Annotated in this window: 20 protein-coding genes; 11 read left to right on the top strand and 9 right to left on the bottom strand. The window is 60.7% G+C overall.

What is annotated here, in order from left to right; translation table 11 throughout:
* Positions 1-54: 54 nt before the first annotated feature.
* Positions 55-792, bottom strand: coding sequence for a TerC family protein (locus tag G5179_RS11960; RefSeq protein ID WP_421258441.1), 738 nt, complete (start codon positions 790-792; stop codon positions 55-57).
* A 120-nt stretch (positions 793-912) separates the two neighbouring features.
* Between G5179_RS11960 and G5179_RS11955 the strand changes: the two genes are divergently transcribed.
* From G5179_RS11955 to G5179_RS11945, 3 genes are all read left to right on the top strand, one after another.
* Positions 913-2,028 (top strand): ATP-NAD kinase family protein, encoded by a 1,116-nt coding sequence (locus G5179_RS11955; RefSeq protein ID WP_265783860.1) that lies wholly within the window; start codon positions 913-915, stop codon positions 2,026-2,028.
* A gap of 99 nt (positions 2,029-2,127) precedes the next feature.
* A complete protein-coding gene (locus G5179_RS11950; protein ID WP_005333639.1) occupies positions 2,128-2,406 on the top strand; it encodes a YfcL family protein in 279 nt (92 codons plus the stop codon).
* Positions 2,407-2,504: 98 nt separating this feature from the next.
* On the top strand, positions 2,505-4,169 hold the full coding sequence (locus G5179_RS11945; protein WP_265783859.1) for an AMP-binding protein: 1,665 nt from the start codon (positions 2,505-2,507) through the stop codon (positions 4,167-4,169).
* 113 nt (positions 4,170-4,282) lie between these two features.
* Here the strand turns inward: G5179_RS11945 and G5179_RS11940 are convergent, their stop codons facing one another.
* The 3 genes from G5179_RS11940 to G5179_RS11930 all read right to left on the bottom strand — a co-directional run bounded on the left by G5179_RS11940 (position 4,283) and on the right by G5179_RS11930 (position 7,679).
* Positions 4,283-5,446 carry a trans-sulfuration enzyme family protein gene (locus G5179_RS11940; RefSeq protein WP_421258440.1) on the bottom strand — a complete coding sequence of 388 codons (1,164 nt, stop codon included), beginning with the start codon at positions 5,444-5,446 and terminating at the stop codon, positions 4,283-4,285.
* A gap of 133 nt (positions 5,447-5,579) precedes the next feature.
* The gene (locus tag G5179_RS11935; protein WP_421258439.1) at positions 5,580-6,623 is read right to left on the bottom strand and encodes an isopenicillin N synthase family dioxygenase; all 1,044 of its coding nucleotides are present in this window, start codon (positions 6,621-6,623) and stop codon (positions 5,580-5,582) included.
* A gap of 417 nt (positions 6,624-7,040) precedes the next feature.
* Positions 7,041-7,679: an NAD(P)-dependent oxidoreductase gene (locus tag G5179_RS11930; protein ID WP_421258438.1), complete on the bottom strand. Its 639-nt coding sequence runs from the start codon at positions 7,677-7,679 to the stop codon at positions 7,041-7,043.
* A 101-nt stretch (positions 7,680-7,780) separates the two neighbouring features.
* Between G5179_RS11930 and G5179_RS11925 the strand changes: the two genes are divergently transcribed.
* Positions 7,781-8,665: a LysR family transcriptional regulator gene (locus G5179_RS11925; protein WP_227342674.1), complete on the top strand. Its 885-nt coding sequence runs from the start codon at positions 7,781-7,783 to the stop codon at positions 8,663-8,665.
* Positions 8,666-8,693: 28 nt separating this feature from the next.
* Here G5179_RS11925 and G5179_RS11920 read toward each other — a convergent pair whose 3' ends face one another.
* From G5179_RS11920 to G5179_RS11910, 3 genes are read right to left on the bottom strand one after another with little or no spacing between them, the layout of a single operon-like run.
* The gene (locus tag G5179_RS11920; RefSeq protein ID WP_421258437.1) at positions 8,694-9,920 is read right to left on the bottom strand and encodes a CynX/NimT family MFS transporter; all 1,227 of its coding nucleotides are present in this window, start codon (positions 9,918-9,920) and stop codon (positions 8,694-8,696) included.
* Complete coding sequence (locus G5179_RS11915) at positions 9,917-10,816, bottom strand: pirin family protein (protein WP_421258436.1); 900 nt, start codon at positions 10,814-10,816, stop codon at positions 9,917-9,919. The genes G5179_RS11920 and G5179_RS11915 overlap by 4 nt, the downstream gene beginning before the upstream one ends.
* 59 nt (positions 10,817-10,875) lie before the next feature.
* Complete coding sequence (locus G5179_RS11910) at positions 10,876-11,613, bottom strand: isochorismatase family protein (protein ID WP_421258435.1); 738 nt, start codon at positions 11,611-11,613, stop codon at positions 10,876-10,878.
* Positions 11,614-11,805: 192 nt separating this feature from the next.
* Between G5179_RS11910 and G5179_RS11905 the strand changes: the two genes are divergently transcribed.
* A complete protein-coding gene (locus G5179_RS11905) occupies positions 11,806-12,741 on the top strand; it encodes a LysR substrate-binding domain-containing protein (RefSeq protein WP_139463080.1) in 936 nt (311 codons plus the stop codon).
* A gap of 6 nt (positions 12,742-12,747) precedes the next feature.
* Here the strand turns inward: G5179_RS11905 and G5179_RS11900 are convergent, their stop codons facing one another.
* Positions 12,748-13,656 (bottom strand): LysR substrate-binding domain-containing protein, encoded by a 909-nt coding sequence (locus tag G5179_RS11900; RefSeq protein ID WP_421258434.1) that lies wholly within the window; start codon positions 13,654-13,656, stop codon positions 12,748-12,750.
* A gap of 276 nt (positions 13,657-13,932) precedes the next feature.
* On the opposite strand from G5179_RS11900, the gene metE reads away from it, so the two are divergent.
* Together metE and G5179_RS11890 are read left to right on the top strand one after the other, a co-directional pair.
* Complete coding sequence (gene metE, locus G5179_RS11895; protein ID WP_421258433.1) at positions 13,933-16,197, top strand: 5-methyltetrahydropteroyltriglutamate--homocysteine S-methyltransferase; 2,265 nt, start codon at positions 13,933-13,935, stop codon at positions 16,195-16,197.
* 175 nt (positions 16,198-16,372) lie between these two features.
* Positions 16,373-17,122: a substrate-binding periplasmic protein gene (locus G5179_RS11890; RefSeq protein WP_421258432.1), complete on the top strand. Its 750-nt coding sequence runs from the start codon at positions 16,373-16,375 to the stop codon at positions 17,120-17,122.
* Positions 17,123-17,158: 36 nt separating this feature from the next.
* On the opposite strand, the gene G5179_RS11885 is transcribed toward G5179_RS11890, so the two are convergent.
* Complete coding sequence (locus G5179_RS11885) at positions 17,159-18,022, bottom strand: LysR family transcriptional regulator (RefSeq protein ID WP_021231364.1); 864 nt, start codon at positions 18,020-18,022, stop codon at positions 17,159-17,161.
* Positions 18,023-18,188: 166 nt separating this feature from the next.
* Between G5179_RS11885 and G5179_RS11880 the strand changes: the two genes are divergently transcribed.
* The 4 genes from G5179_RS11880 to pflB all read left to right on the top strand — a co-directional run bounded on the left by G5179_RS11880 (position 18,189) and on the right by pflB (position 25,135).
* Complete coding sequence (locus G5179_RS11880; RefSeq protein WP_421258431.1) at positions 18,189-19,622, top strand: glycoside hydrolase family 1 protein; 1,434 nt, start codon at positions 18,189-18,191, stop codon at positions 19,620-19,622.
* A 193-nt stretch (positions 19,623-19,815) separates the two neighbouring features.
* The gene (ycaO, locus tag G5179_RS11875; protein ID WP_421258430.1) at positions 19,816-21,576 is read left to right on the top strand and encodes a 30S ribosomal protein S12 methylthiotransferase accessory factor YcaO; all 1,761 of its coding nucleotides are present in this window, start codon (positions 19,816-19,818) and stop codon (positions 21,574-21,576) included.
* A gap of 381 nt (positions 21,577-21,957) precedes the next feature.
* A complete protein-coding gene (gene focA / locus G5179_RS11870; protein ID WP_005333620.1) occupies positions 21,958-22,806 on the top strand; it encodes a formate transporter FocA in 849 nt (282 codons plus the stop codon).
* Positions 22,807-22,852: 46 nt separating this feature from the next.
* On the top strand, positions 22,853-25,135 hold the full coding sequence (gene pflB, locus G5179_RS11865) for a formate C-acetyltransferase (RefSeq protein WP_005352571.1): 2,283 nt from the start codon (positions 22,853-22,855) through the stop codon (positions 25,133-25,135).
* Positions 25,136-25,207: the final 72 nt, after the last annotated feature.

Here is a 25,207-nt window from a genome sequence, read left to right as displayed (position 1 = left end):
CGGCGCTCTTTTTGATCGCGACAGCTGGGGTCGCGAGGGCATGTGGGGGCAGGGTTACTGCGCGCTATTTTGCCCGTTATTGTCGTGATGGCTGCGCAGGCGGATGTTGATCATCTCCACCACCAGCGAGAAGGCCATGGCGAAGTAGATGTAGCCTTTCGGTATGTGCAGATCCATCCCCTCCGCCATCAGGGCAAACCCCACCAGGGTGAGGAAGGAGAGGGCCAGCATCTTGATGGTGGGGTGGTCATCGACGAAATCGCCAATAGACTTGGCGGCAAACATCATGATGAAGACGGCAATCATGATGGCCAGCACCATCACCGGCACGTGATCGGCCATGCCGACCGCGGTGATCACCGAGTCCAGGCTGAACACTATGTCCAGAATGGCGATCTGGATCAGGGTGCTGATAAAGCCCGAGGCCGCTTTGCTGACGCTCTGTGGCTCGGCGGCGCCTTCCAGAGTGGCGTGGATCTCGTGGGTACTCTTGCCGATAAGGAACAGACCACCCAGCAGCAGGATGAGATCGCGGCCCGAGATAGCCTCGTTCAGCACGGTGAAGAGCGGTTCGGTGAGACGCATCACCCAGGCGAGCGAGAGCAGCAACAGGATCCGGGTGCCCATGGCGAGCCCCAGACCCAGAATGCGCGCTTTTTGGCGCTGAGCCTCCGGCAGGCGACCTACCAGGATGGAGATAAAGATGATGTTGTCGATGCCCAGCACGATTTCGAGCAGGGTAAGGGTAGCGAGAGCGACCCAGGCGGAGGGATCAAGAACCCATTCCAGCATGATTGAACCTTGATTGAACATTGGTTGGAAAATTGAAGATGCGAATTCTAGCAGGGGTGCCACTGCTTGTCCCAGAGGGGCGAAAAGATAAAAATGGGGGCCATCGCAAGGGAGGCAGGCATGTTTCGATTAGGGTTCATTATTAATCCGGTCGCCGGGATTGGCGGCGCAGTGGGGCTCAAGGGGAGTGACGGCGTGGTGGATGAGGCGCTTGCTCGTGGTGCCGTGCCCAGAGCACAAGATCGAGCGCGGCAAGCTCTGTTGCCACTGTGCGAGCTGAGCATCCCGTTCGAACTGCTGACGGTGGCGGGAGAGATGGGGGAGGCGGTGGCCCGCGAGCTGGGGTTGCCCTGTCGGGTCATCTATCAACCGGTCGGGGAGAGCACCTCGGCTGATGATACCCGCCACGCCGCCGAGTTGATGCGCGAAGCCGGGGTCGATCTGCTGCTGTTTGCCGGTGGCGATGGCACGGCGCGGGATATCTGCGCCGCGGTGGGGGAGTCTTGCCATGTGCTCGGCATTCCGGCGGGGTGCAAGATCCACTCCGGCGTCTACGGGGTGACGCCCGCTGCCAGCGGGCGGGTGGTAGCGCGGATGATCGCAGGGGAACTGCTCAGCCTGATCGATGCCGAGGTGCGCGACATCGACGAGGAGGCGTTTCGCGTGGGCAAGGTGCGGGCCCGCCACTACGGCCAGCTGAAGGTGCCCGGCGATCTGCGTTACGTACAGGCGGTAAAACAGGGGGGCAAGGAGTCCGAAGAGCTGGTGTTGGCGGATCTCGCAGCCGGTGTGGTGGAGCAGATGGAGCCCGATACCCTCTATCTGATGGGCTCCGGCAGCACGGTGGCAGCCTGTATGGCTGAGCTCGGTCTGGAAAATACTTTGCTCGGTGTGGATCTGGTGGAAAATAGCCGACTTATCGGGCAGGATCTCAGCGCCGCCGAGATCCTGACCCGGATCCGCGGCCGTCGCTGCCGACTGATCATTACCCTGATAGGCGGACAGGGACATCTGTTCGGGCGCGGAAATCAGCAATTGAGTCCTGAGGTGATTCGGTGTGTCGGGCTGGACAATATCCAGGTGCTGGCAACCAAAGCCAAGCTTGCCGCCCTTGCGGGCAGGCCGCTGCTGGTGGACACCGATGATCCGCAATTAAACCGGGCGTTGCGTGGTTATCGGCGAATAACCACGGGATACAAGGATCAGGTCATCTACCCGGTGGCCAACCCGGAATAGGACGCCAAGGACGCTGCTGGCCTGGCGCCAGAGAGCCGCAATCAACCGGATTGCGGTTCCATACCCCCGAATTTTTTGCCGCAAATGAGGCTGCGTTACATGACGATTCACGATTTTGAGCACAAGTTGTTGGGACTGATCGACAGCATGGTTGCCACCGCGACCGACGATGAGCTGTTTGCGGGGGGTTACCTGCGAGGTCATATCTCATTGGCCGTTGCCCGGGCCGAGCTGGAAGGCAAGACCCTGGTGCGGGACGTCAAGAGCTATGTGCTGCGCAGCCTCAACGAGGCGATCTTGCAGGGTGAGCTATCTGAAGAGGATGAAAAACTGGTGCAGGCGATGTGGAGTCGTTTGCAACAAGACGCAGAAGCTTGATCGGATACACAATTCAAACTGAAGTTTGAGTTTATTCTTCCCCTGAAGTTAGTGAAAGGTTAATAATAAGTTTCGCCTTTTGTTTCAGGGATTAAACTATGGCCTCCTCCTCACGCATTGCCAATAAACTGCCGCTCGAGATGCTCTATCACTGGGAGCGGCAGTGTCCTGATCGAACCTACCTGCGTCAAACCATCAACCGCGAATATGTCGATTTCACCTGGGGTGAAGTGGCCGATGAAGCGCGGCGGATGGTGACGGCCTTGCGTCACCTCGGTCTGGTGGCCGGTGACAAGGTGGCGCTGCTCTCCAAGAACTGCGCCCAGTGGTTTATCGCCGATCTGGCGATGCAGATGGGGCAGTATGTGAGCGTGCCCATCTACCCGACTGCCAACGTCGATACCATCGAATATGTGCTGCGCCATAGCGAGGCCAAAGCGATCTTCGTCGGCAAGCTGGATGACTGGAAGAGTCAGGAGGCTGGCGTACCCGCCGATCTGCTGCGCATCGCCTTCCCTTATGACACCATGCCGGCCAGCCACCAGTGGGATGACCTGCTGGAGGCGCACGAGCCGATCCCTGACAGCCCGGTGCAGGCCCCTGACTCCCTGCTGAGTCTGGTCTACACCTCTGGCAGTACCGGCAAGCCGAAAGGGGCCATGCTGAGCGTCGAGCGCTACGCCTGGTCGTGCGAGAAGCTGGTGGAGACGGTGAGCCTGAGCCAGGCCGATCGGGGCTTCTCCTACCTGCCGCTGGCCCATATTACCGAGCGGGTCTACATCTATGGCGGCAGTCTCTATGGCGGCGCTACCATCGCGTTCCCCGAATCCCTCGACACCTTTATCGAAGATGTCAAACGCTGCCGTCCCACCGTCTTTATCTCGGTGCCGCGGCTGTGGGCCATGTTCCGCATCAAGATCCACGAGAAGCTGCCCCAGAACAAACTCGAACTGCTGCTCAAGATCCCGCTTATCTCCGGCCTTATCAAACGCAAGCTGCAAAAGGGGTTGGGACTGGATCAGGCCCGGGTACTCGGCTGCGGCTCCGCGCCTGTCTCCCCTGCGCTGCTTGAGTGGTATCTGAGCATTGGCCTCAAGGTGACGGAAGCCTGGGGCATGACCGAGAACCACGCCTACTCCACCATCAACTACCCGTTCCGCGCCGACAAGATCGGCACCGTCGGCAAGGCGGGGATCGGAGTGACCATCAAGATCTCTGACGAGGGGGAGATCCTCTGCCGCTGCGAAGGGATGATGCTGGGTTACTACAAGGATCCCGAGCACAGCGCCGAGGCCATCGATACCGAGGGGTGGCTCCACACCGGCGATATGGGCAAGCTGGACAAGGAGGGTTATCTCACCATCACCGGCCGGATGAAGGATGTGTTCAAGACCGCCAAGGGCAAGTATGTGGCGCCGGTGCCCATCGAGGGGCAGCTGGGGCAGGAACCCATCATCGAACAGCTCTGCGTGATTGGTTACGGCATGCCGCAGCCCATTGCGCTGGTGCAGCTGGCCGAGAGTGCCATGAAGGGCAATCGGGAGGAGGTCAACGCCAGACTGGAAGCGGCGCGGGTGCGGGTCAACGATCAGCTGGAATCCCATGCCAAAATTCGCGGCATTCTGGTAGTGAAGACACCCTGGAATATCGAGAACGGCGTGCTGACCCCCACCATGAAGATCAAGCGTCACCTGCTGGAGCAAAAATATGCCCATGTCGGGGAGCGCTGGCCCTCATCGCAAGTGGTGGTGTGGGAGGAGTAAATCCCGCATTTTCCACATCGCGACAAACAACAACGGCCCTTGATGGGCCGTTGTTGTGTCTGGGTGTTATCACTCGCAGCAATTTGGCGGGCAAGTGAGAAACTCGCTCCCGGTTAGATCTGCGCCAGCGCGGCTGCCAGATCGGCGATCAGGTCGTCCGCATCTTCCACCCCGATACTGAAGCGGATGAGGTCGTCATTGACCCCGGCGGCGAGACGGCTCGCCTCGTCCATGGCGGCGTGAGTGGTACTGGCGGGATGGCAGGCAAGACTCTCCAAATCGCCCAGACTTACCGCCTGCACAAACAGTTGCAGGTTGTCGAGCAGGGTGGCGCAGCGTGCAAACCCTCCTTCAAGTTCAATGCTCACCATGCCGCCAAAGCCGCTGGCGAAGGCGCCGAGGGCATCATGGCCCGGATGGTTGGCAAGCCCCGGGTAGATCACCTTCTTCACCGCCGGATGGGCGGCCAGAAACTCGGCCACTTTCTGGGCATTGTGCAGGTGGGCATCCATCCGCAGGGGCAGGGTTTTGACCCCGCGCTGCAGCAGGTAGGCCTCCTGCGGGCCGATGGGGGAGCCGATATGCTTGAGGGCCACGGTGCGGATCGATTTCATCAGGGCGTGAGAGCCTGCCACCACCCCGGCGATGATGTCGCCGTGGCCGCCCAGATATTTGGTGCCGCTGTGCATCACCACATCGACCCCGAGCTCCAGCGGGCGCAGCAGGTAGGGGGTGAGGAAGGTGTTGTCACACACTGTGATGGCACCCACCTTGCGGGCGGCTTCTACCACCAGCCGCGGATCCACCACCTTGAGGGTGGGGTTGGTCAGGGTTTCGAACAGTACCACCTTGGTGGCGTGGCGGATGTTGGCCAGCAGATCCCGGTCACTCTCGTAGGCGGTGACCTTGATACCGGCGCGGCTGAAAGTCTGCTTCAAGAAGGCATCGGTGCCGCCGTAGAGTGGGCCGATATAGGCTACCTCATCGCCGCTGTCGGCCAGCGCATACATGATGGCGCTCACTGCCGCCATGCCGCTCGCCACCACCAGCGCCTCATCTGCACCTTCGAGGGCTGCCAGCTTCTGCTCCAGCTCGGCAGTGGTGGGGTTGCCAAAGCGACTGTAGATAAAGCCGGGGGCTTGACCAGCAAAGCGCTCCTTGCCCGCTTGGGCGTTGAAGTAGCTGAAGGTGCTGCTCTGGTAGAGCGGGGTGGTGAGGGCGCCGGTCTGGGGGTCGATCCGCTGGCCGCTGTGTACGCTCATGGTCTTGAATTTCATCGTGTTGCTCCGTGATGGCTACGCTCTGGCCATGACTTGTTTTGTTGTTCGTTGCTTGTTGTTTTTGTCTGCGCGGGTATGTGCATGCTGCTTGTGGCTTATGCATATACCCGCCTGCGGATCTTTGCGCTGCTTAGGCCGGTACCGCTTCGCTTTCAGTGCGTGGGAGGCGAGCGGGTTCCACCGGCCCATAGTGACGCGCCGCCACATCCGGGTGGGAGCGCAGCCGTCCCTTGAGTACGTTCTCCCCTACCTGATAGAAGAGCGGGTTGGTCGGGTCACTCTCCGGCCCTTGCGCCTGCGCGGCCAGCTTGGGGGAGAGGCTGAGCAGTGGCACGGTGGCATCGAGCCGCGCCGCCATAAAGAAGGCGCAGGAGAGGCGCGAGACGCCGGGCGGCGGGCTTACCACCCGATGCAGGGTCGCCTTGAGATAGCCGTTGGAGGCCAGCTCCAGCAGCTCGCCGATATTGACCACCAGCGCACCCGGCAGGGGGGGCGCGGAGATCCAGCCGTTGGCCGTCTCGACCTCAAGCCCCGAATGATTGTCCTGCATCACCAGTGTCAGGTAGCCGGGATCCTTGTGGGCGCCAACCCCCTGACTGCTGCCGCCCGCCTCTTGCCCCGGGTAGTGAATGAGCTTCATGTGCTGATAGGGGGCGCCGCGGATGCTGTCGTCAAACACGTTGGCCGGTTGCTCCAGCACCTCGGCAAAAGCGGCCAGCAGGGTGAGGGTGATGTCGCTCAGCCGCTCCTGCCACGCCAGCAGATGGGCTTTCATCTCTGGCAGGGCGGTTGGCCACTGGTTGGGGCCGATCAGCCGCTGCCAGGGTTCACGGAGCTGGGCCGCAGGCAGGGCTTGCGCCTCGTTCATGATATCGAACTGCTCCCGCAGGTCCGGCCTCTGGCGGGTCAGCTCGGCACCGACCCGGTTGTAGCCGCGAAAGTGGGGGCTGTTGACCATCTGCACCGCCAGCTTCTCCTGCTCCGGCAGGGCAAAGAAGCGCTCTGCCAGCGCCAGAGTCTCTCGCTGCTCGGCGTCACTCAGGCTATGCCCTGTCAGATAGAAAAAGCCGACGTCGCGGGCGGCCGCGGCCAGCCGGGCCAGCATAGGGCGACGCAGGTCGGGTGCCCCGTTGAGGGCAGCCAGATCGATGATCGGCAGTGGTGAATGTTCCATGTGCACCTCCTCACTCTTTCGTTATCTCTGGCGCCATCTCTTCTGCTGCCTCTGGTGCGGGCAGGCCTGATGAGTGGCAAACGGGATGGCGCGACAGTGTGGCGGTATGCGCTTGCGGTGTGGCGCCATCTGGAATGAAGGGGATGCTACTGTTCGGTGTTATAAGACGGAAACAACAAATTATTCTTAGTTATATACAAAATTCGAAATGGAATTCGGCATCTAATGGGATGATGGTTTTTTGCGCAGCCATTGAGAGCTAAAAGGGGAATGATTGGGAGGCAGGCAAGCTGCCAGCGGCAAAAATGGCCAAAACAGAAGGGAGGCGGATGCCTCCCTTCTGTTTGAGCGGGTGTTCACCTGACCGGGTGCGCAGGCGAGTGACCGCGCATTCTGGCCTTAACCGGTTGCTGGCTCTCAGTAACCCAGGGTAAAGCGCTGGCGCTGGTGAGCCGGTTTTTCCACCTCGTTCAGCACGCCATCGGCCAGATCACCGGCGGTGATCCCGGCAGGCTGTTCGCCACTGAACAGCACCTGATCGCCACCAATCCGATAGCCGTCGCGCTTCTCACCCGGTTCCAGGAACACCGGGGGAGAGACAAAGCGCCAGTCGAGGGCGGTTTCACGACGCAGTGCGGTGAGACCGTCGCGGGCCGCCAGCGCCCCCTGTTTCCACTCGGCCGGAAACTCCGGGGTATCCACCAGTTGCACGCCGGGGGCAACCTCCAGACTGCCGGCGCCACCTACTACCAGCAGCCAGCTGTTGGCCGCCTTGGCTGCTGCGACAATCGCGTTGGCGCCCTTGAGGTACTGGTCGTAGATATCCGGTGTGGTCCAGCCCGGGTTGTAGGCGCTGATCACCCGATCGTGCCCCTTGAGCACCTCGGCCAATGCCTGCGGGTTTTGGGCATCCACCGCCACGGCGGTGACCTGCGGATGGGCGGCCACCTTGCTGACATCGCGGACGATGGCGGTGACGTGATGGCCGCGGCTGACGGCCTCGTTCAGGATGGCTGAACCGACAAAACCGCTGGCACCGATCAGGGCAATCTTCATGGGGAACTCTCCTTCACTGTTGGAATGGGGCTATCCTACGCCGCCATTTATGATTTAATAATCACCTCGAAAATGTATTCACTTATAAGCTGGATTTAATAATGGAACAGCTCAGACGTTACGCCATCTTCGCCGCCGTGGTGGACGCGGGCAGCATGACAGGGGCGGCCAAATCCCTTGGCATGACCCCCTCTGCCGTCAGTCAGCATATCAGCCAGCTGGAGAGCCTGCTCGGGCTGCCCCTGCTCCATCGCTCCACCCGTCGCCTCAGTCTGACCGAAGCGGGAGAGGTGGTGTGGCAAGGTTGCCGGGCGTTGCAGCAGACTCTGAGCGAGACCGAGCTGCGCCTCTCGGAGGTGCGCGACGCCCTGCTCGGGGAAGTGCGGATCACCGCCCCGGTGGGGATGGCGGGCCAGCCGCTGGCTCTGGCCCTCTCGCCGCTGTTGCAGGCCCATCCCGGCCTCACCATCCAGATCATCGCCGACGACGAGAAGCGGGATCTGATTGCCGAGCGGATCGATGTGGCGCTGCGGGTCGGCACCTTGCCTGACTCGACCCTGGTGGCCCGCAAACTGGGGCAGACCCGGATGCTGCTCTGCGCCGCTCCCGCCTATCTGGCGCGCAAGGGGACGCCGCGCATGCCCGCCGATCTGGCCACCCACGACTGGCTCTGCGGCGACATGCTGGGCAACGGTTTGCTGCTGCAGGATGAAAAGGGGGGCGAACACAGGGTGAGGTTCAAGGCCAAGGTGCTCTGCAATAACGTGTTGCCCTTGCGCCAGTTTGCGCTGGCGGGGCAGGGGATCTCGCTGCAGCCGGAGGGAGAGATTGGCGAGGATCTGGCGCAGGGGCGTCTGCTCGAACTGTTGCCCGGTTTTCGGGTGGCGCCGATGGAGATCCACGCCATCACGCCGCAGCGGGAGATCCCGGAGAAGGTTCGGCGGGTGGTGGAGGCGCTACGCAGCTACTTCGCAGGCACTTCCTGACACATATCAATGCAGCTTGGCCTAGCTGTCAGTTGGGCTCTTGCCCGCCAATGGGCTGGCGGCGCCACAGATAGAGTCCGATTGCCAGCAGCAAGCCGCCCAGAAAGAGCCAGCGAGCGCTCCCCCAATGGCCGCTGTCCGTCATCAGGGCCGCCAGCAGCAAGGGCCCCAGCAGCTGACCGAGGTTGGCGAGCTGGACAAAAAAGCCCTGCACGATGGCCAGTTGCACCGGCCCCTGACTCACTCCCTGCGCAGACGAGAGGATAGCTGGCGGCGCCATGCCACCCGACAGGGAGAGGACGAGGCACAATCCATAGGCCCACCACGGCGACAGGCCGGGCCAGAAGGCGAGCATGCCGCACAGCGCCATCAGGCCCAGTGCCCAGCTGATGAGCCGATCTCGCGCTACGCCCCAGCGCAGCAGCCATGCCCCCATCAGGTTGCCGGGAATATTGGCGACCACCGCCAGCGCCGAGAGCAGGGCGATCTGGCTTTGGCCAATCCCGGGAGTGCCTTGCAACATGGTTGGCAGCCAGACAAAGAGCGCCCATAGCATCAGGCTGTAGAGCGTGAACGCCAACCCGTAGCGCCAGAGAGCCTTCTGCCGGAGCACCGTGAGTTGGCGCAGCGGGTGGCCCGAGTTGATCGAGTTTTGGGGGGCCCAGACCCGCAGTTTATCTGCCGAACAACTGGCCAGCAGAAGCAGCAGGGCCGAGAGTTGCAGAGCCATCAGGAGCAGCCAGGCTAGGCGCCAGCCACCTTGCGCCGTGAGCCAGGGGGTGAGCAGCATGCCGGCCGCCGCACCGAGGGGCAGGTTGACCGCCCACAGACTCAGGGCTAGTCGTTTATCCTCCTCCCGGGTCACCGCCACGATAAAGGTGGGCATGGCCACCGAGACCAGCAAAAAGCCAATCCCCTCGACAATGCGCGATAGCAGCATCATGGCCAGCCCGGTGGCGGGCAGTGCCAACGCCCCGCCTGCCACGATAACCAGTAGCCCGACAACCCCGGTTTGCCGCCCACTCCAGCGGGTCAGCAACAGGCCGAGAAAGAGACTGCAGAGGATCGCCAGCGTATTGAAAGCCGAGGCGAGATAGCTGGCTTCAACCAGTGTCAGCCCCAGCTCGCTGCGCAGTATGCCGAGTACGGCGGGCACTTTGCCAAGGCAGAGGGCGCCGCTGGCACCGGCAAAAATGGCGAGGAAGACCAGAGGCCAGCGCGTGCTTTGTGGCTGGTGGCCAGCGAGCGTGCTCATGGCCGATATTGGCCGTTGCGCAGCCACTCATCGTTGAGCTGGCCAAATTCGCCGCGCTGATAGGCATGCAGCCGATCTGCAATGGCGTCGTGGCTATTCATGACGAAGGGGCCATGTTTGACCAGGGGTTCATTGAGCGCCTGGCCTGAGAGCAGCACGAAGTGGCAGGACTCGGCGGCCTCAAGCTGCAGAGCCACCGCCTCGCCGCCATCGGCAGGGAGGCTGACCCCCATCCCGTGACCTGCCGGGATGAGGTGCCGCTCTCCCTCAGCTTGCAAAGTCAGCGACCCGGTCAGGGGATAGATCATGGCATTCCAGCCCGCCGCCAGCTGATGGGTGAAGCGGCTACCGGGCGCGCAATGGCCATCGAGCAGGGTAAAGGGTTGGGGCAGTGCCGCCGAGTGTGGCGCCGTTACCGCGTTGCTGTGGCCTGCGACCACCCGTACTCGCACCCCTTCGCCATGAAACTCGGGGATGGTGGCAGCGGCTGCGTGGACGGCAAAAGGCGACGCCATCTTCTGACGGGCAGGCAGGTTGACGAAGATCTGCAGGGCGTGGACATAGGGCGATGCCCCTTCCGGCTGCTCGGTATGCACGGCCCCGCGCCCGGCCGCCAGCCAGTGGAGCGCCCCCGGTTCGATGGGGCCCTGATTGCCGAGGGAGTCGTAGTTGACGTGGGGGCTCGTCGAATCCTCGAACAGATAGGTGACGGCAGAGATCCCGGCGTGGGGATGGGGCTCGAAGGTGGGGGCGGTCATCTGGAAGTGATCCACCATCACCACGGGGTCTATCAGACCGTTGAAAAAGTGTTCGCCAAAATGGCTGGCTTCAAAGCCGCTGCCAATGCGCAGCGGTTGGCCCTTGACGGGGGCGGAGAGAGTCAGGCGTCTGGTCATCGATATAACCTCTTGAAGACATAAAGAAGCCTTCGGTCATCTGACCGAAGGCGGGCGAGTTACGACTTCTTGGCACCCTCTTGCATCTGCCACACCAGGGTGGCGAAAGGCATGTCGAGGGCGTTGTAGACATCGTGCGCCTTGGGGTCGACGTTGCTGCGTAGCATCTCGACCGCGGCAGAGGCGTAGTCGGTGACCGGGATACCGGCCCCCAGCAAGCGTTGCAGCCCAGTGGTGCGCTTGGCTTCGTTGAAGGTGCCGGAAGCATCGAGCACCACCCGGGCATCATAGCCGGCAGCCTTGGCAGAGAGGGCCGGGAAGCTGGCGCAGATCTCGAGGGATACCCCGGCGATGATCAGCTGTTTGCGGCCGGTCTTCTCAATGGCGGCGCGCACGGCAGGATCGTCCCAAGCGTTGATGACGGTGCGGTTGATCACCTTCACATTCGGCAGGGCACTGGTCAGTTCAGGCATGGTGGGGCCCCACATGCCATCGGGCATGGTCGCGGTCACGATCACCGGCACGCCGAGGGCGCGGGCGGCGTTGGCCAGTGCCACCACGTTGTGCTTGAGCTCGCCCACCGTGGTGTCGCGCACGCCGCTCAGCAATCCGACCTGATGGTCGACCAGCAGCAGTACCGCATTGTCTCGGGAGAGCATCTTCAGATAGCGGTTGGGTGATACAGTCGGATGGCTGGCAGCAACACCGGCCATGGCCGGTGTTGCTGTGGTGGCCAGCGTGGCGGTCAGGGTCGCCAGACCGAGCAGGGTGGCAGAGCAGATTTGTCGCAGTTTCATGGTGAACTCCTTGTGATATCGGAACAGTCAAACGGTCCTTGCTGGTGGGGCGGATTGCCCGCGCAGCAACCGTCTGATGGGGACAGGGCCATTATGATGGCTGCAAAAATGGCGACAATCTGGTGAAATAGGTTCTTATCGTTCCATAAATGGAACGATGTAAATGCACCTCACCCTGACCAAGGCTGCCCGATGACACCACTGGAACTTGATTTGAATGATCTCTATCTCTTCACCCATGTGGTACAGCGACAGGGATTCACTGCCGCCGCGCGGGCGCTTGGCGTACCCAAGTCGCGGATCTCGCGCCGGATCAGGCTGCTGGAGGAGCGGCTGGATACCCGGCTGCTGCAACGTACCTCGCGCCAACTCAGCCTGACCGATGCCGGTGAGGTGCTCTATCGCCACTGTCAGGCGATGCTGGCCGAGGCGCAGGCCGGAGAGGCGGCAGTGCGGCAACGGCAGCAGGAGCCGAGCGGTCTGGTACGGATCAGCGTGCCCATTACCATCGCCGATGCGCTGCTCGCCCGCTTGCTGCCCGCGTTTATGGCGCAATACCCCAAGGTGAGGCTCGCCGTGCAAGCCAGCAACCGGCAGGTGGATCTGCTGGAGGAGGGGCTGGATGTGGTGATCCGCGGGGTGGCCTTCGAGCAGCCCCCCTCCAGTCTGGTGCAGGTGCCGCTCTGTACGGTGCAGTGGGGCGTGCTGGCGACCCCGGCGTGGCTCTCGCGCCACAATGCGCTGGCGCATCCACGCCAGCTGGAAGGAGAGGATGCCCTGCTTTTCAGCTCGCTGGAGCGTCAGGCCGATCTGTTGCGGCTGCGGCACGACAGTGGGGAGAGTGAGGAGGTGGCGGTCAATGTGCTGCTGCGCAGCGACAATGTGCAAACCCTCAAACAGGCGGCGCTGGCGGGGCTCGGGATGGTGGGCTTGCCACTTTACGCCTGTGTGAATGAGCTGGCGGATGGGCGGCTGCAACAACTGCTGCCCGAGTGGCGTCCCAAAGATGGCAAGCTGGTGATGCTCTATCCCGCGCGGCGCGGTCTGTCACCGGCGGTCAGGGCCCTCATCGACTTTATCAAGGCGCAGTTGCCTGCACTGCTGGCAGAGGTCGGTCAGCCACGCTGAGGAGGGCTATCCCTCCATCTTGCGGCGAATGCGCTCGAACAGGCTCTGCAGGCAAGCTTGATCCCGATCGGCGGCCCGCACCGCGCCGTACATATGGCGACGAATACCGCTGCCGAGGGGTCGGGCGCAGAGCATCCCCTGTCTGACAAACTCGTCGCTGGCCCAGCGCGGCAAGGCGGCGACGCCGAGGCCAGCGGCGGCCATCTGCAGCATCACCGAGGTGTTGTCCACCGGCTTGCAGCGGGCGGGCTCCACCCCGGCGGGTTGCAAAAAGCGGCTGAAGATATCCATGCGGTTGCGCTCCACCGGATAGACCAGCAGCACCTCCGGCTCCAGATCGACCGGCTCGATGCGGCTCTGGTGGCAGAGGGGGTGATACGGCGCCATCACCAGAGTCAGATCGAAGGCAAAAAGCGGCTCGAAGTGGAGATCGCCGCGGGCCTGCACATCGGAGGTGAGCAGCAGATCGAGCTGGCCGCCGAGCAGGGCATTGATGGCATCAAAGCCCGGCACTGACTCCACCTCCAGATCTACCCCGGGCCACTGGCGGCGAAAATCGGGCAACAGCGGCAGCAGCCACTGGATGCAACTGTGGCAATCGAGCGCCAAATGCAGCCTTCCCGCATCGCCGCTCTGCAAGGCCTGCAGCTGTTTCTCGGTTTGGGCCAGGGCGGGCAGTACCTGACGGGCAAGGGCGAGCAGCTGGCTGCCTGCCGCGGTCAGCACCAGCGGGCGGCTTTTGCGCAGGTAAAGCTCCAGATTGAGGCGGGTCTCCAGCTCTTTGAGCTGGTGGGAGAGGGCGGACTGGGTGAGGTTGAGGGTCAGCGCCGCACCGGCCAGCGAGCCCTGCTCGGCCAGCGCGGTCAATGTTTTCAAGTGTTTGATCTCTATCCCTGCATTGCTTGGCACTGCCATAAGATGGCTCCTTGTGAGATTGCGTATGGCGCTGAGGTTGCGGTCGGCGGTGGCCTGCTGCGCTTCTTGACTCCGGCACCTCTTGCACCTGTAAAAATCGGCCTCTGTATCCTCGCGGTGAACCTGACTGGCGGTCAGTTGAGGATTATTTGAGAGCCACTTGAAGAGGATTCAATAGCCAGCGTCACCTTATCTTGTCATTTTGGATGTGTAAACATCTGGATGGCTAAATCATCCAGTTTCCCATCAGATGAATGAGCATAAGGAAATGAACCTATGACACGAGCACACACCCTGGGCTTCCCCCGTATCGGCGCCAAGCGCGAGCTGAAATTTGCCCTCGAATCCTACTGGCGTGGCGAGACCACTCAGGCCGAACTTGTTGCCGTGGGCAAGACGCTGCGTGAGCGCCACTGGCAGGCCCAGCACGGCGCCGGGGTCAATCTGCTGCCGGTGGGTGACTTTGCCTGGTACGATCAGGTGCTCGGTACCAGCCTGCTGGTGGATGCGGTGCCTGCCCGTCACCGCCATGGCGAGACCGATCTCGACACCCTGTTCCGGGTGGCCCGGGGCCGTGCGCCGACCGGCCCAGCGGCGGCCGCCGCCGAGATGACCAAATGGTTCAACACCAACTATCACTATCTGGTGCCGGAATTCAGCCGTGATCAGCGCTTCAAGCTGGGCTGGAGCCAGCTGTTTGACGAGGTAGAAGAGACCAAAGCACTGGGGCTGCCGGTCAAGGCGGTGCTGCTGGGACCGGTCTCTTATCTGTGGCTCGGCAAGGAGAAAGAGAGCGGCTTCTCCCGCCTTGAACTGCTCGATCGCCTGCTGATTGTCTATCAGGAGATCCTGGCCAAGTTGGCCGCCCAGGGAGTGGAGTGGGTACAGATCGATGAACCTGCGCTGACGCTGGACTTGCCGGACGAGTGGCGGCTGGCCTACCTCAACGCCTACGAGCGCTTGAGCGGCCCCTGCAAGCTGTTGCTCACCACCTATTTCGGCTCGGTGGCCCATCAGCGCGACATCATCACCAGCCTCAAGGTAGATGGCCTGCATCTGGATCTGGTGGCCGCCCCCGAGCAGCTGGAGACCCTGTTGCCGCATCTGCCCGCCCAGTGGGTCATCTCAGCCGGGGTGATCAACGGCCGCAACGTCTGGCGTGCCAATCTGGCCAAGCTGGCGCCGACTCTGAAGGCACTGAAAGCCAAACTCGGCGAGCGGCTCTGGGTGGCCTCATCCTGCTCATTGCTGCACAGCCCGGTGGATTTGACTCTGGAGCAGGAGCTGGATCCCCAGACCCGCAGCTGGTTCGCCTTCGCCTTGCAAAAATGTTTCGAGTTGGGACTGCTCAGAGAGTATCTGGATGGGGGCGAGCTCGACAAAATCACCGCCTACAGCCAGCCCATCGTGGATCGGGAGTCCGACAGCCGGGTGCACAAAAAAGCGGTGCAGTCACGGCTCGCCAGCCTCACCAACAGCGATTTTGATCGCCACAGCCCCTATCCGGTCAGGGCCGAGCTGCAGCGCTCGGATCTCAAGCTGCCGCTGCTGCCCACCACCACCATCGGCTCCTTCCCGCAGACCTCCCAGATCCGGGTGTTGCGGCAGGATTGGCGCTCCGGTCGCATCGATGACAGTGCCTACGAGGCTGGCATTAAGGCCGAGATCCGCGATGCCATCGCGCGTCAGGAGGCGATCGGGCTGGATGTGTTGGTACATGGTGAGGCTGAGCGCAACGACATGGTGGAGTATTTCGGTGAGCTGCTGGATGGCTTTGCCATCACCCGCTTCGGTTGGGTACAGAGCTATGGCTCCCGCTGCGTCAAGCCGCCGGTGATCACCCGCGATATTGACCGCCCGACTCCCATGACGCTCGAATGGACCCGATTTGCCCAGAGCCTGACCGACAAGCCGGTGAAGGGGATGCTGACTGGCCCTGTGACCATCCTCTGCTGGTCCTTCCCGCGGGAAGATGTGAGCCGCGAGCAGTCCGCCCTGCAAATCGGGCTGGCCATTCGCGACGAGGTGGCTGACTTGGAAGCCGCCGGCATCAAGATCATCCAGATCGACGAACCGGCGATCCGCGAAGGCTTGCCCCTGCGCAAGCAGGATCATCAGGCCTATCTCGACTGGGCGGTGCGCGCCTTCCGTCTGAGCGCAAGCCCGGTGGCGGACCGCACCCAGATCCACACCCACATGTGCTACAGCGACTTCAACCTCATCATCGAGGCGGTGGCGGCGCTGGATGCGGATGTGATCACCATCGAGACCAGCCGCAGCCAGATGCAGCTGCTCGAAGCGTTCGAACGCTTCAACTACCCCAACGAGATTGGCCCGGGCGTCTACGACATCCACTCGCCGAACGTGCCGAGCCAGAGCTGGATTGAGGGGTTGCTGCGCAAGGCGGCCAAGCAGATCCCGGCCGAGCGGCTCTGGGTCAACCCGGATTGCGGCCTCAAGACCCGGGGCTGGGAAGAGACTGAGGCCGCCCTCAAGGTGATGGTCGATGCCACCAGGGCGCTGCGGGCCGAGCTGGCGTAACCGGCTAGCCGTGACCGCCATCGGTAAGGTGGCGTGCTGACAAACGAACGAGAGAGGGGAAGCCATTGCTTCCTCTCTCTTTTTTCGTTGGCCACTTTTCCACTGGATCCTGAACCTTGCCGCAGCCCGCTTTGCACTAGGCTCAGAGTTGGCAGAAGTGGATGGAGTCGCGGCCATGAGAGTCAGTCTGGGGAGCGCAATCCTGTGGGGATTGCTGATGTGGCAGAGTGCATGGGCAGCGCCGGTGGCCGAGTTGAAGATGGTCTACTTTGACGACTTTGCCCCATATTCGTGGCGTGACGAACAGGGCAGGATGCGCGGGCTGATGATCGACGTGATGGATCGGGTGGCGGCGCAGATGGGGCTGCGGGTGCACCACGAAGGCTATCCGTGGCAACGGGCGCAAAAACTGGTGCGGATGGCGCAGGCCGATGGCTTTGTCACCATCGCCACCCGGGAGCGCCGCTCTTACACATTGGTGGTGGAGGAGCCCGTGACCACGACGGTTTTGACGGTATTTACCCGGCTTGGCCACCCCCAGATGACCGATTTTCAGCGTGCCAGCCGCTTGAGCGACTTCAAATCACTTACCTTTCTCGACTATTTCGGTAACGGCTGGGGCAAGGAGAATCTGGCGGGCTTCACCGTTCATCACACCATCAATGTCGATAATGTCTTCAAAATGCTGGCGGCGGGGCGGGGGGACCTGATGGTGACCGACCCACTGGTGGCACGTTTCAAACTCAACCAGCTGGGATTGTCCGGGCAGGTGGTCGAGGTGCCGCTGCAGCTTGCCTCTACCCCGTTCAATCTCTGCATCGGCAAGCACTCCCGCTTCAATACCCGGATAACCGAGTTCAACCGTGCCCTGCAACAGCTGCGACAAAGCGGCGAGTTGGCGCGTATCGTCGAACGCTATCGTTGATGCGTTGCCGCCATCTGCGGTTTGCCAAGGGCGTGTCTATCTTGGCGTCATATCGGCGATGGTTGCCCAGAAGGCATCGATCAAGGGCCCCTTGCTGTGGGGCGGACGGATAAGGCCAATGGTCCAACAGGCTTCCCCGTCTCTCAAGGGGAGGGTGAGCACATCCGGGTGCTCTATGGTGGTGGAGGAGGGGACCAGGGTCCAGGCGATCTCGGCTGCCGCGGTGGCGACGCCAGCGGCAAAGTCGTTGACGTACTGGATATCGCGAAAACGCAGCCCGCTCTGGGCCAGATAGTTCATCAGGTGATCGTAAAAGGATGGGGCCTTGTCACGACGCAGGATCGCCAGCGGCTTGTCCACCAGATCCGCCAACTCCCTCACATCGCGGTAGCTGGCGGGCAGCACGGCGACAAAGTGGGCTTCGACCACTGGCAGGGCGTGCCACCCCTTGGGGGCGGGCAGGCGGCAAAAACCGAGGTCCAGCTTGCCTTCACTCAGCGCCAGCAGCTGGTGGTGGGTAGAGAGATCGTTGAGCTCTATGGTCACCTGCGGCCGCTCGGCGCGAAAGCGGGCGATGGCGGCGGGCACTAGGATCTTGGTGGCCACGCCAAAGCCGATGCGCAGGGTGCCGACATTGCCCGCCAGCACGTCGCGGGCGGTGCGCGAGAGCTGCTCGCTCTGGATGACCACAGCGCGGGCATCCTCATACAGCGCCCTGCCCAGTCCGGTGAGGCGAGTGGTACTGGCGTTGCGCTCGAACAGCTCGCCGCCCAGCTCCTCCTCCAGCCGCCTTATCTGTTTGCTCAGGGCCGACTGGGTAACGTGCTGACGTACCGCCGCCTGGCCGAAGTGCAGCACCTCCCCCAGAGTGACGAAGGCTTTCAGATCCCGTAGCTCCATCAGGGCTCCTTTCATTCCTGTTGGGAATGTTGAGTGGTCATATTTGTCATTGGACGGAATTTTAGAAGTGATGGATGCTTATGCCAATTCATTTCGGGCGCCCCGACAGGGGGCGCCGAGTTATCAGAGATGGCTGACACCATCAGCGCAGAAGGAGCAACACCAGATGCATCACCACAAGTTCAACGACTTCCCGAGCGATTTTCTGTGGGGCGCCGCCTCCGCTGCCTATCAGGTGGAGGGGGGCTGGAATGCCGATGGCAAGGGGCCCTCGGTGTGGGATCTCTTCACCAAGCTGCCGGGCAAGACCTTTGAGGGGAGCAACGGCGATGTGGCGGTGGATCACTACCACCGCATGGAAGAGGACGTGGCGCTGATGGCCGAGATGGGGCTCAAGGCTTACCGTTTCTCGGTGAGCTGGCCGCGCATTTATCCCACCGGTCGGGGGGAGGTGAACGAGGCGGGGCTGGCCTTCTACGAGAAGCTGATCGACACCCTCTTGGCCCACAAAATCGAACCGGTGCTGACCCTTTATCACTGGGATCTGCCGCAGGCGCTGCAAGATGAGTACGGCGGCTGGGAAGACCGACGCATTATCGAGGATTTCGAACGCTACTGCGTGACCCTCTATCAGCGTTTTGCCGGCAAGGTGAAGTACTGGGTGTCGCTTAACGAGCAGAACTACAACCTGACTAACGCCTATCAGCTCGGCACCCATCCGCCCGCTGTGCAGGATCGCAAGCGCTTCTTCGCCGCCAACCATATCGCCTTTCTGGCTAACGCCCGGGTGATCAAGGCGTTTCGCCAGCATGTGCCAAATGGCCTCATCGGCCCGAGCTTTGCTTACTCCCCAGCCTATCCGGCGTCGTGCGATCCGAAAGATATGCTGGCCTACGAGAACGCCGAGGAGTTCAACAACCTCTGGTGGCTGGATGCCTACTGCTTCGGCCGCTATCCGCAGGCGGCGCTCGCTTACTTGCGGGAAAACGGCGAGGCGCCGGAGATCCTGCCGGGCGATATGGAGTTACTGCGAGAGGGGACGCCCGACTACATCGGCGTCAACTACTACTACACCCTGACCTACACAGATAACCCCTTGGGCGGTCAGACCCTGCAGCGGATCAACACCACCGGCAAGAAGGGCACTACCCCGTCCAGCGGCATCCCCGGCCTCTACAAGACGGCACCCAATCCGCACCTTGAGACCAGCAACTGGGACTGGGCCATCGACCCGACCGGGATGCGCATCGCCCTGCGTCGCCTCTCTTCCCGCTATGGCCTGCCGCTGATGATCACCGAGAACGGTCTTGGCGAGTTCGACAAGCTGGAGGCGGGCTACAAGGTGAACGATGAGTACCGCATCGATTACCTGCGCAGCCACGTCAAGGCGTGCCAGGAGGCGATGCAGGATGGGGTGGAATTGCTCGGCTACTGCGCCTGGTCGTTCACCGACATCCTGAGCTGGCTCAACGGCTATCAGAAGCGCTACGGCTTCGTCTATGTGGAGCGTGACGAGCAGGGGGGCTCCCTTCGCCGGATCAAGAAGGCGAGCTTCCACTGGTATAGCCAGGTGATTGCGAGCCAGGGCAAGCAGCTCTGACGGTTTATCGCGTCGCGTAACCAGTGGGCCTGGGCAATCCCCAGGCCCACGCTGTTTGTGGCGGGGGAGAGGGGGCAAGCCGGTTTCTCACCGTGCGACTCATCCCTGTTTGCTGATTTTTGTCCTGCCAAAGCCGCCGACCCCTGCTATTATCTGCGGCCGAACATGAGCCAATAAAAATCAGGATATCGTGATGACTGACCACACTTTTATTCCCGGCAAGGACGCGGCGCTGGAAGACTCCATCGAACGCTTCCAGACCAAGCTGCAAGCCTTAGGGTTTGATATCGAAGAGGCCTCCTGGCTCAACCCCGTGCCGAACGTCTGGTCGGTGCATATTCGGGACAAAGAGTGCGCCCTCTGCTTCACCAACGGCAAGGGTGCCAGCAAGAAGGCGGCCCTCGCTTCCGCCCTTGGCGAATATTTCGAGCGTCTCTCCACCAACTACTTCTTTGCCGACTTCTATCTGGGTGAGCAGGTCGCCAACGGCGATTTCGTTCACTACCCGAACGAGAAGTGGTTCCCCATCGAGGGTGACCAGTTCCCGGCCGGTCTGCTCGACAGCTTCACCCGCAAGTTTTACAACCCGGATGGTGAAGTGACCGCCGACATGCTGGTGGATCTGCAGTCAAACAACGAAGAGCGCGGTATCGTCGCCCTGCCGTTCGAGCGTCAGTCCGATCACGAGACCGTCTACATCCCGATGAACATCATCGGCAACCTCTATGTCTCCAACGGCATGAGCGCTGGTAACACCAAGACCGAAGCGCGCACTCAAGCGCTCTCCGAAGTGTTCGAGCGCCACGTGAAGAACAAGATCATCGCCGAGGCCATCAGCTTGCCGCTGATCCCGGACGAGGTGATTGCCCGTTATCCGGGGATTGCCGCCTCCATCGCCGCCCTCGAAGCGGAAGGCTTCCCCATTTACAGCTTCGATGCTTCCCTCGGTGGCCGTTATCCGGTCATCTGTGTGGTGCTGCTCAACCCGAGCAATGGCACCTGCTTTGCCTCCTTCGGCGCCCACCCGCGCTTCGAAGTGGCCTTCGAGCGGACCGTCACTGAGCTGCTGCAGGGCCGCGGTCTCAAGGATCTCGACGTGTTCGTGCCGCCGTCATTCGACAACGAGCAGGTGGCGGATCACCACAACCTCGAGACCCACTTCATCGACTCCTCGGGCCTTATCAGCTGGGATCTGTTCAAGCAGGATGCGGACTTCGAGTTTGCCGACTGGGATTTTCGTGGCACCTCGCAGGAGGAGTTCGATCACCTGATCGGCATCTTCCATGAGCTGGAGCAGCCGGTCTATATCGCCGACTACGAGCATCTGGGTGTCTACGCCTGCCGCATTCTGGTGCCGGGCATGTCCGACATCTATCCGGCCGAAGATCTGCTGCTGGCCAACAACAATATGGGCGCCAACCTGCGCGAAGTGATCCTGGCATTGCCATCACTTGATTGGGACGCCGAGCAGTACATGGCGTTGTTTGATCAACTGGATGAAGAGGGGCACGACGAGCGCACCCGTGTACGCGAGCTGCTGGGCATCGCCGCTGCCAAGGGTACCGCGCTGCACACCCTGCGCGTTGGCGAGCTGAAAGCCATGCTGGCGCTGGCCGCCGGTGAGCTGGAGACCGCACTGGATCTCATCGACTGGACCATGGAGTTCAACCAGTCGGTGTTCACTGCCGAGCGTGCCAGCTACTACCGCGCCCTGCGCGCCTGCGTCGAGTTGTTCCTCGACGAGGAGCGGGATCCGGAGCAGTATCGCGCCGTCTTCACCCGCATGTATGGTGAAGAGACGCTGGCACAGGCCTGGGCCAACGCCAGTGGCGAAGCGCGCTTCCACGGGTTGGAGACGGCCGACTTGTCGCTCTCTCAATTCCCGCTGCACCAGAAGCTGCTGGCGGCTTACGAGAAGCTGCAAAAGGCCAAGCGTGCCCATCACTGGGCGTGATCGTTGCTGTAAAGGAAGGGGCCGTGTGGCCCCTTCTGTTTATCGTGCGGCAAGGCACGGGATAGTTATTCAAAGATGAAATAAAAAACAAAAAATACCCCTAAGGGGGTTGATGGCAGGGCAGGGGGTGTGCTGTCGATCTGCAAAGATATCTTGCCAATACCATATTTCCATGCACTGGAATAAATTCTTTAAAATCATTGCATTAAAAATGTGATATTTCTGTTTCAGCTGATACCTGGTGTAAAGTGGCGTAGCCATCACACTAAAATATTTGTAGTAAAATTACATTCGCACTCTGATAAACTTGATCAATGTCAATTTTGGCTATTTGGCCCTTTGTTATGATTTCAACAGGCAAAACATTCAGGTAGAAAATAATTGAAAGCTGAATCTCCATTCGATTGTCTCAAGCCCGAAGCCATCGCTGCACTGGCTGAAGACATCACCTATGCCAAGGCTACCAAGCCGGCATACAAGGTCATTCCACTGGCCATCACCGCAGGCGCTTTCATCGCCATCGCATTTATCTTCTACATCACAGTGACGACGGGAACCGGCTCCATGCCTTGGGGTATGGCCAAGTTGGTGGGCGGTCTCTGCTTCTCTCTCGGACTTATTCTCTGTGTGCTGCTCGGCGCCGAGCTGTTCACCTCCACCACCCTGACGCTGGTGGCCAAGGCTGCCAATCGCATCAGCTGGGCTCAGCTGCTCAAGAATTGGGGTCTGGTTTACTTCGGCAACCTGATTGGTGGTCTGTTGATGGTGGCGCTGATCATCGTTTCTGCCGAGTACACGGCAGCAGACGGTCAGTGGGGCCTTAACGCCCTCAAAGTGGCCCAACACAAAATTCACCACACCTTCTTTGAAGCGGTGGCGCTGGGTATCCTCTGTAACCTGATGGTATGTCTTGCTGCCTGGATGGCTTTTGGTGCCCGCAGCGCGACTGACAAGGTCGTGGTTATGCTGCTGCCGGTTGCCATGTTCGTTGCCTCAGGTTTCGAGCACAGCATCGCAAACATGTTTATGATTCCGGTTGGTATCGCTATCCACAGCGTGGCTAGTCCGGAATTTTGGCAGGCCATCGGCCAGGATCCGGCAACCTTTGCTGACCTGACCGTATCCAACTTCGTCCTACACAACCTCATCCCCGTGACCATCGGCAATATCATCGGTGGTGGCGTGATGGTTGGTCTGACTTACTGGTTTATCTTCCGTCGTCATCATTAAGGATGATTGCGGGATACTACATCAATACCGTGTGAGGTAATGAAAAATGGCAGAACTTAACGAACAGTTCCAAAAAGCATGGGAAGGCTTCGCGGCCGGTGAATGGCAGACCTCTGTCAACACCCGTGACTTCATCCAGAAGAACTACACCCCGTATGAAGGTGACGAGTCCTTCCTGGCTGGCGCGACCGAAGCGACCACCAAGCTGTGGGACAAGGTCATGGAAGGGATCAAAATCGAAAACCGCACTCATGCTCCGGTCGATTTTGATACTGACCTGCCCTCCACCATTACCGCACACGATGCCGGTTATATCGATCAGAGCCTGGAGCAGATCGTTGGTCTGCAGACTGACAAGCCGCTGAAGCGCGCCATCATCGCCAACGGCGGTATCAAGATGGTTAAAACTTCTTGCGAAGTGTACGGTCGTCAACTGGACCCGATGGTCGAGAAGATCTTCACCGAGTACCGCAAGACTCACAACCAGGGCGTGTTTGACGTTTACACCAAAGACATCCTGAACTGCCGCAAGTCTGGTGTTATCACCGGTCTGCCGGATGCCTACGGCCGTGGCCGTATCATCGGTGACTACCGTCGTGTTGCTCTGTACGGTGTTGACTTCCTGATGGCCGACAAACTGGCCCAGTTCAAGTCCCTGCAAGCTGACCTGGAAAACGGCGTCAACCTGGAAGCCACCATCCGTCTGCGCGAAGAGATCTCCGAGCAGCACCGTGCCCTGGCACAGATGAAGGTGATGGCTGCCAAGTACGGTTGCGATATCTCCGTACCGGCCAAGAACGCCAAAGAAGCCGTACAGTGGACCTACTTCGCCTACCTGGCGGCAGTCAAGTCCCAGAACGGTGCAGCCATGTCCTTCGGTCGTACCTCCAGCTTCCTGGATATCTATATCGAGCGTGACCTGCAAAAAGGCCTGATCACCGAGCAAGAAGCCCAGGAGCTGATGGACCACATGGTCATGAAGCTGCGTATGGTTCGCTTCCTGCGTACTCCGGAATACGATTCACTGTTCTCCGGCGACCCGATGTGGGCGACCGAGACCCTGGCTGGTATGGGCGTTGATGGCCGTACTCTGGTCACCAAGAACAGCTTCCGTATGCTGAACACCCTGTACACCATGGGCCCGTCCCCTGAGCCGAACCTGACCATCCTGTGGTCCGAGAAGCTGCCGGTCGGTTTCAAGAAGTACTGTGCCAAGGTATCCATCGAGACCTCTTCCGTTCAGTACGAGAACGACGATCTGATGCGTCCGGATTTCAACAACGATGACTACGCCATCGCTTGCTGTGTATCCCCGATGATCGTTGGTAAGCAAATGCAGTTCTTCGGTGCTCGTGCCAACCTGGCCAAGACCATGCTGTATGCAATCAACGGTGGTATGGACGAGAAGCTCAAGATCCAGGTCGGTCCGAAAACCGAGATGGTCAAGTCCGAGTACCTCGACTACAACGACGTAATGGATCGTCTGGACCACTTCATGGATTGGCTGGCCAAGCAATACGTTGCTGCGCTGAACATCATCCACTACATGCACGACAAGTACAGCTACGAAGCCTCTCTGATGGCGCTGCACGACCGTGACGTATATCGCACCATGGCGTGTGGTATCGCTGGTCTGTCTGTAGCGGCTGACTCCCTGTCTGCCATCAAGTACGCCAAGGTCAAGCCGATTCGTGACGAAGATGGCGTTGCCATCGACTTCGAAATCGAAGGCGAATACCCGCAGTTCGGTAACAACGACGCTCGCGTCGATGATATCGCCTGTGACCTGGTTGAGCGCTTCATGAAGAAGATTCAGAAGCTGAACACCTACCGTGGTGCTGTTGCTACCCAGTCTGTTCTGACCATCACCTCCAACGTGGTATATGGCAAGAAGACCGGTAACACCCCGGATGGCCGTCGTGCTGGTGCTCCGTTCGGTCCGGGTGCAAACCCGATGCACGGTCGTGACCAGAAAGGTGCTGTTGCTTCCCTGACTTCCGTAGCCAAGCTGCCGTTCGCTTACGCTAAAGATGGTATCTCCTATACCTTCTCCATCGTTCCGAACGCACTGGGTAAAGATATGGAAGCCCAGAAAGCCAACCTGGCTGGCCTGATGGACGGTTACTTCCACCACGAATCCAACGTAGAGGGTGGTCAGCACCTGAACGTTAACGTGATGAACCGTGAAATGCTGCTGGACGCCATGGAAAACCCGGAGAAATATCCGCAGTTGACCATCCGCGTATCCGGTTATGCCGTTCGCTTCAACTCTTTGACCAAAGAGCAACAGCAAGACGTCATCACCCGTACCTTCACTGCTTCTCTGTAATCGAGACATAGTGAGCAAAAACCGGCGCCAAGGCGCCGGTTTTTTTATGCGTGCGATTCAGGGGGAGTAATC

The sequence above is a fragment of the Aeromonas sp. 600886 genome (assembly GCF_049174935.1).
Taxonomy (GTDB): domain Bacteria; phylum Pseudomonadota; class Gammaproteobacteria; order Enterobacterales; family Aeromonadaceae; genus Aeromonas; species Aeromonas veronii_A.
Note: the sequence above shows the minus strand (reverse complement) of the source record. Positions and strands in the feature narration are given on the sequence as shown.

Excerpts from the sequence above, each read along its gene's own strand:
- G5179_RS11960 (WP_421258441.1), bottom strand. The coding sequence starts at position 792 with ATGCTGGAATGGGTTCTTGATCCCTCCGCCTGGGTCGCTCTCGCTACC.
- G5179_RS11955 (WP_265783860.1), top strand. The coding sequence starts at position 913 with ATGTTTCGATTAGGGTTCATTATTAATCCGGTCGCCGGGATTGGCGGC.
- G5179_RS11950 (WP_005333639.1), top strand. The coding sequence starts at position 2,128 with ATGACGATTCACGATTTTGAGCACAAGTTGTTGGGACTGATCGACAGC.
- G5179_RS11945 (WP_265783859.1), top strand. The coding sequence starts at position 2,505 with ATGGCCTCCTCCTCACGCATTGCCAATAAACTGCCGCTCGAGATGCTC.
- G5179_RS11940 (WP_421258440.1), bottom strand. The coding sequence starts at position 5,446 with ATGAAATTCAAGACCATGAGCGTACACAGCGGCCAGCGGATCGACCCC.
- G5179_RS11935 (WP_421258439.1), bottom strand. The coding sequence starts at position 6,623 with ATGGAACATTCACCACTGCCGATCATCGATCTGGCTGCCCTCAACGGG.
- G5179_RS11930 (WP_421258438.1), bottom strand. The coding sequence starts at position 7,679 with ATGAAGATTGCCCTGATCGGTGCCAGCGGTTTTGTCGGTTCAGCCATC.
- G5179_RS11925 (WP_227342674.1), top strand. The coding sequence starts at position 7,781 with ATGGAACAGCTCAGACGTTACGCCATCTTCGCCGCCGTGGTGGACGCG.
- G5179_RS11920 (WP_421258437.1), bottom strand. The coding sequence starts at position 9,920 with ATGAGCACGCTCGCTGGCCACCAGCCACAAAGCACGCGCTGGCCTCTG.
- G5179_RS11915 (WP_421258436.1), bottom strand. The coding sequence starts at position 10,816 with ATGACCAGACGCCTGACTCTCTCCGCCCCCGTCAAGGGCCAACCGCTG.
- G5179_RS11910 (WP_421258435.1), bottom strand. The coding sequence starts at position 11,613 with ATGAAACTGCGACAAATCTGCTCTGCCACCCTGCTCGGTCTGGCGACC.
- G5179_RS11905 (WP_139463080.1), top strand. The coding sequence starts at position 11,806 with ATGACACCACTGGAACTTGATTTGAATGATCTCTATCTCTTCACCCAT.
- G5179_RS11900 (WP_421258434.1), bottom strand. The coding sequence starts at position 13,656 with ATGGCAGTGCCAAGCAATGCAGGGATAGAGATCAAACACTTGAAAACA.
- metE (WP_421258433.1), top strand. The coding sequence starts at position 13,933 with ATGACACGAGCACACACCCTGGGCTTCCCCCGTATCGGCGCCAAGCGC.
- G5179_RS11890 (WP_421258432.1), top strand. The coding sequence starts at position 16,373 with ATGAGAGTCAGTCTGGGGAGCGCAATCCTGTGGGGATTGCTGATGTGG.
- G5179_RS11885 (WP_021231364.1), bottom strand. The coding sequence starts at position 18,022 with ATGGAGCTACGGGATCTGAAAGCCTTCGTCACTCTGGGGGAGGTGCTG.
- G5179_RS11880 (WP_421258431.1), top strand. The coding sequence starts at position 18,189 with ATGCATCACCACAAGTTCAACGACTTCCCGAGCGATTTTCTGTGGGGC.
- ycaO (WP_421258430.1), top strand. The coding sequence starts at position 19,816 with ATGACTGACCACACTTTTATTCCCGGCAAGGACGCGGCGCTGGAAGAC.
- pflB (WP_005352571.1), top strand. The coding sequence starts at position 22,853 with ATGGCAGAACTTAACGAACAGTTCCAAAAAGCATGGGAAGGCTTCGCG.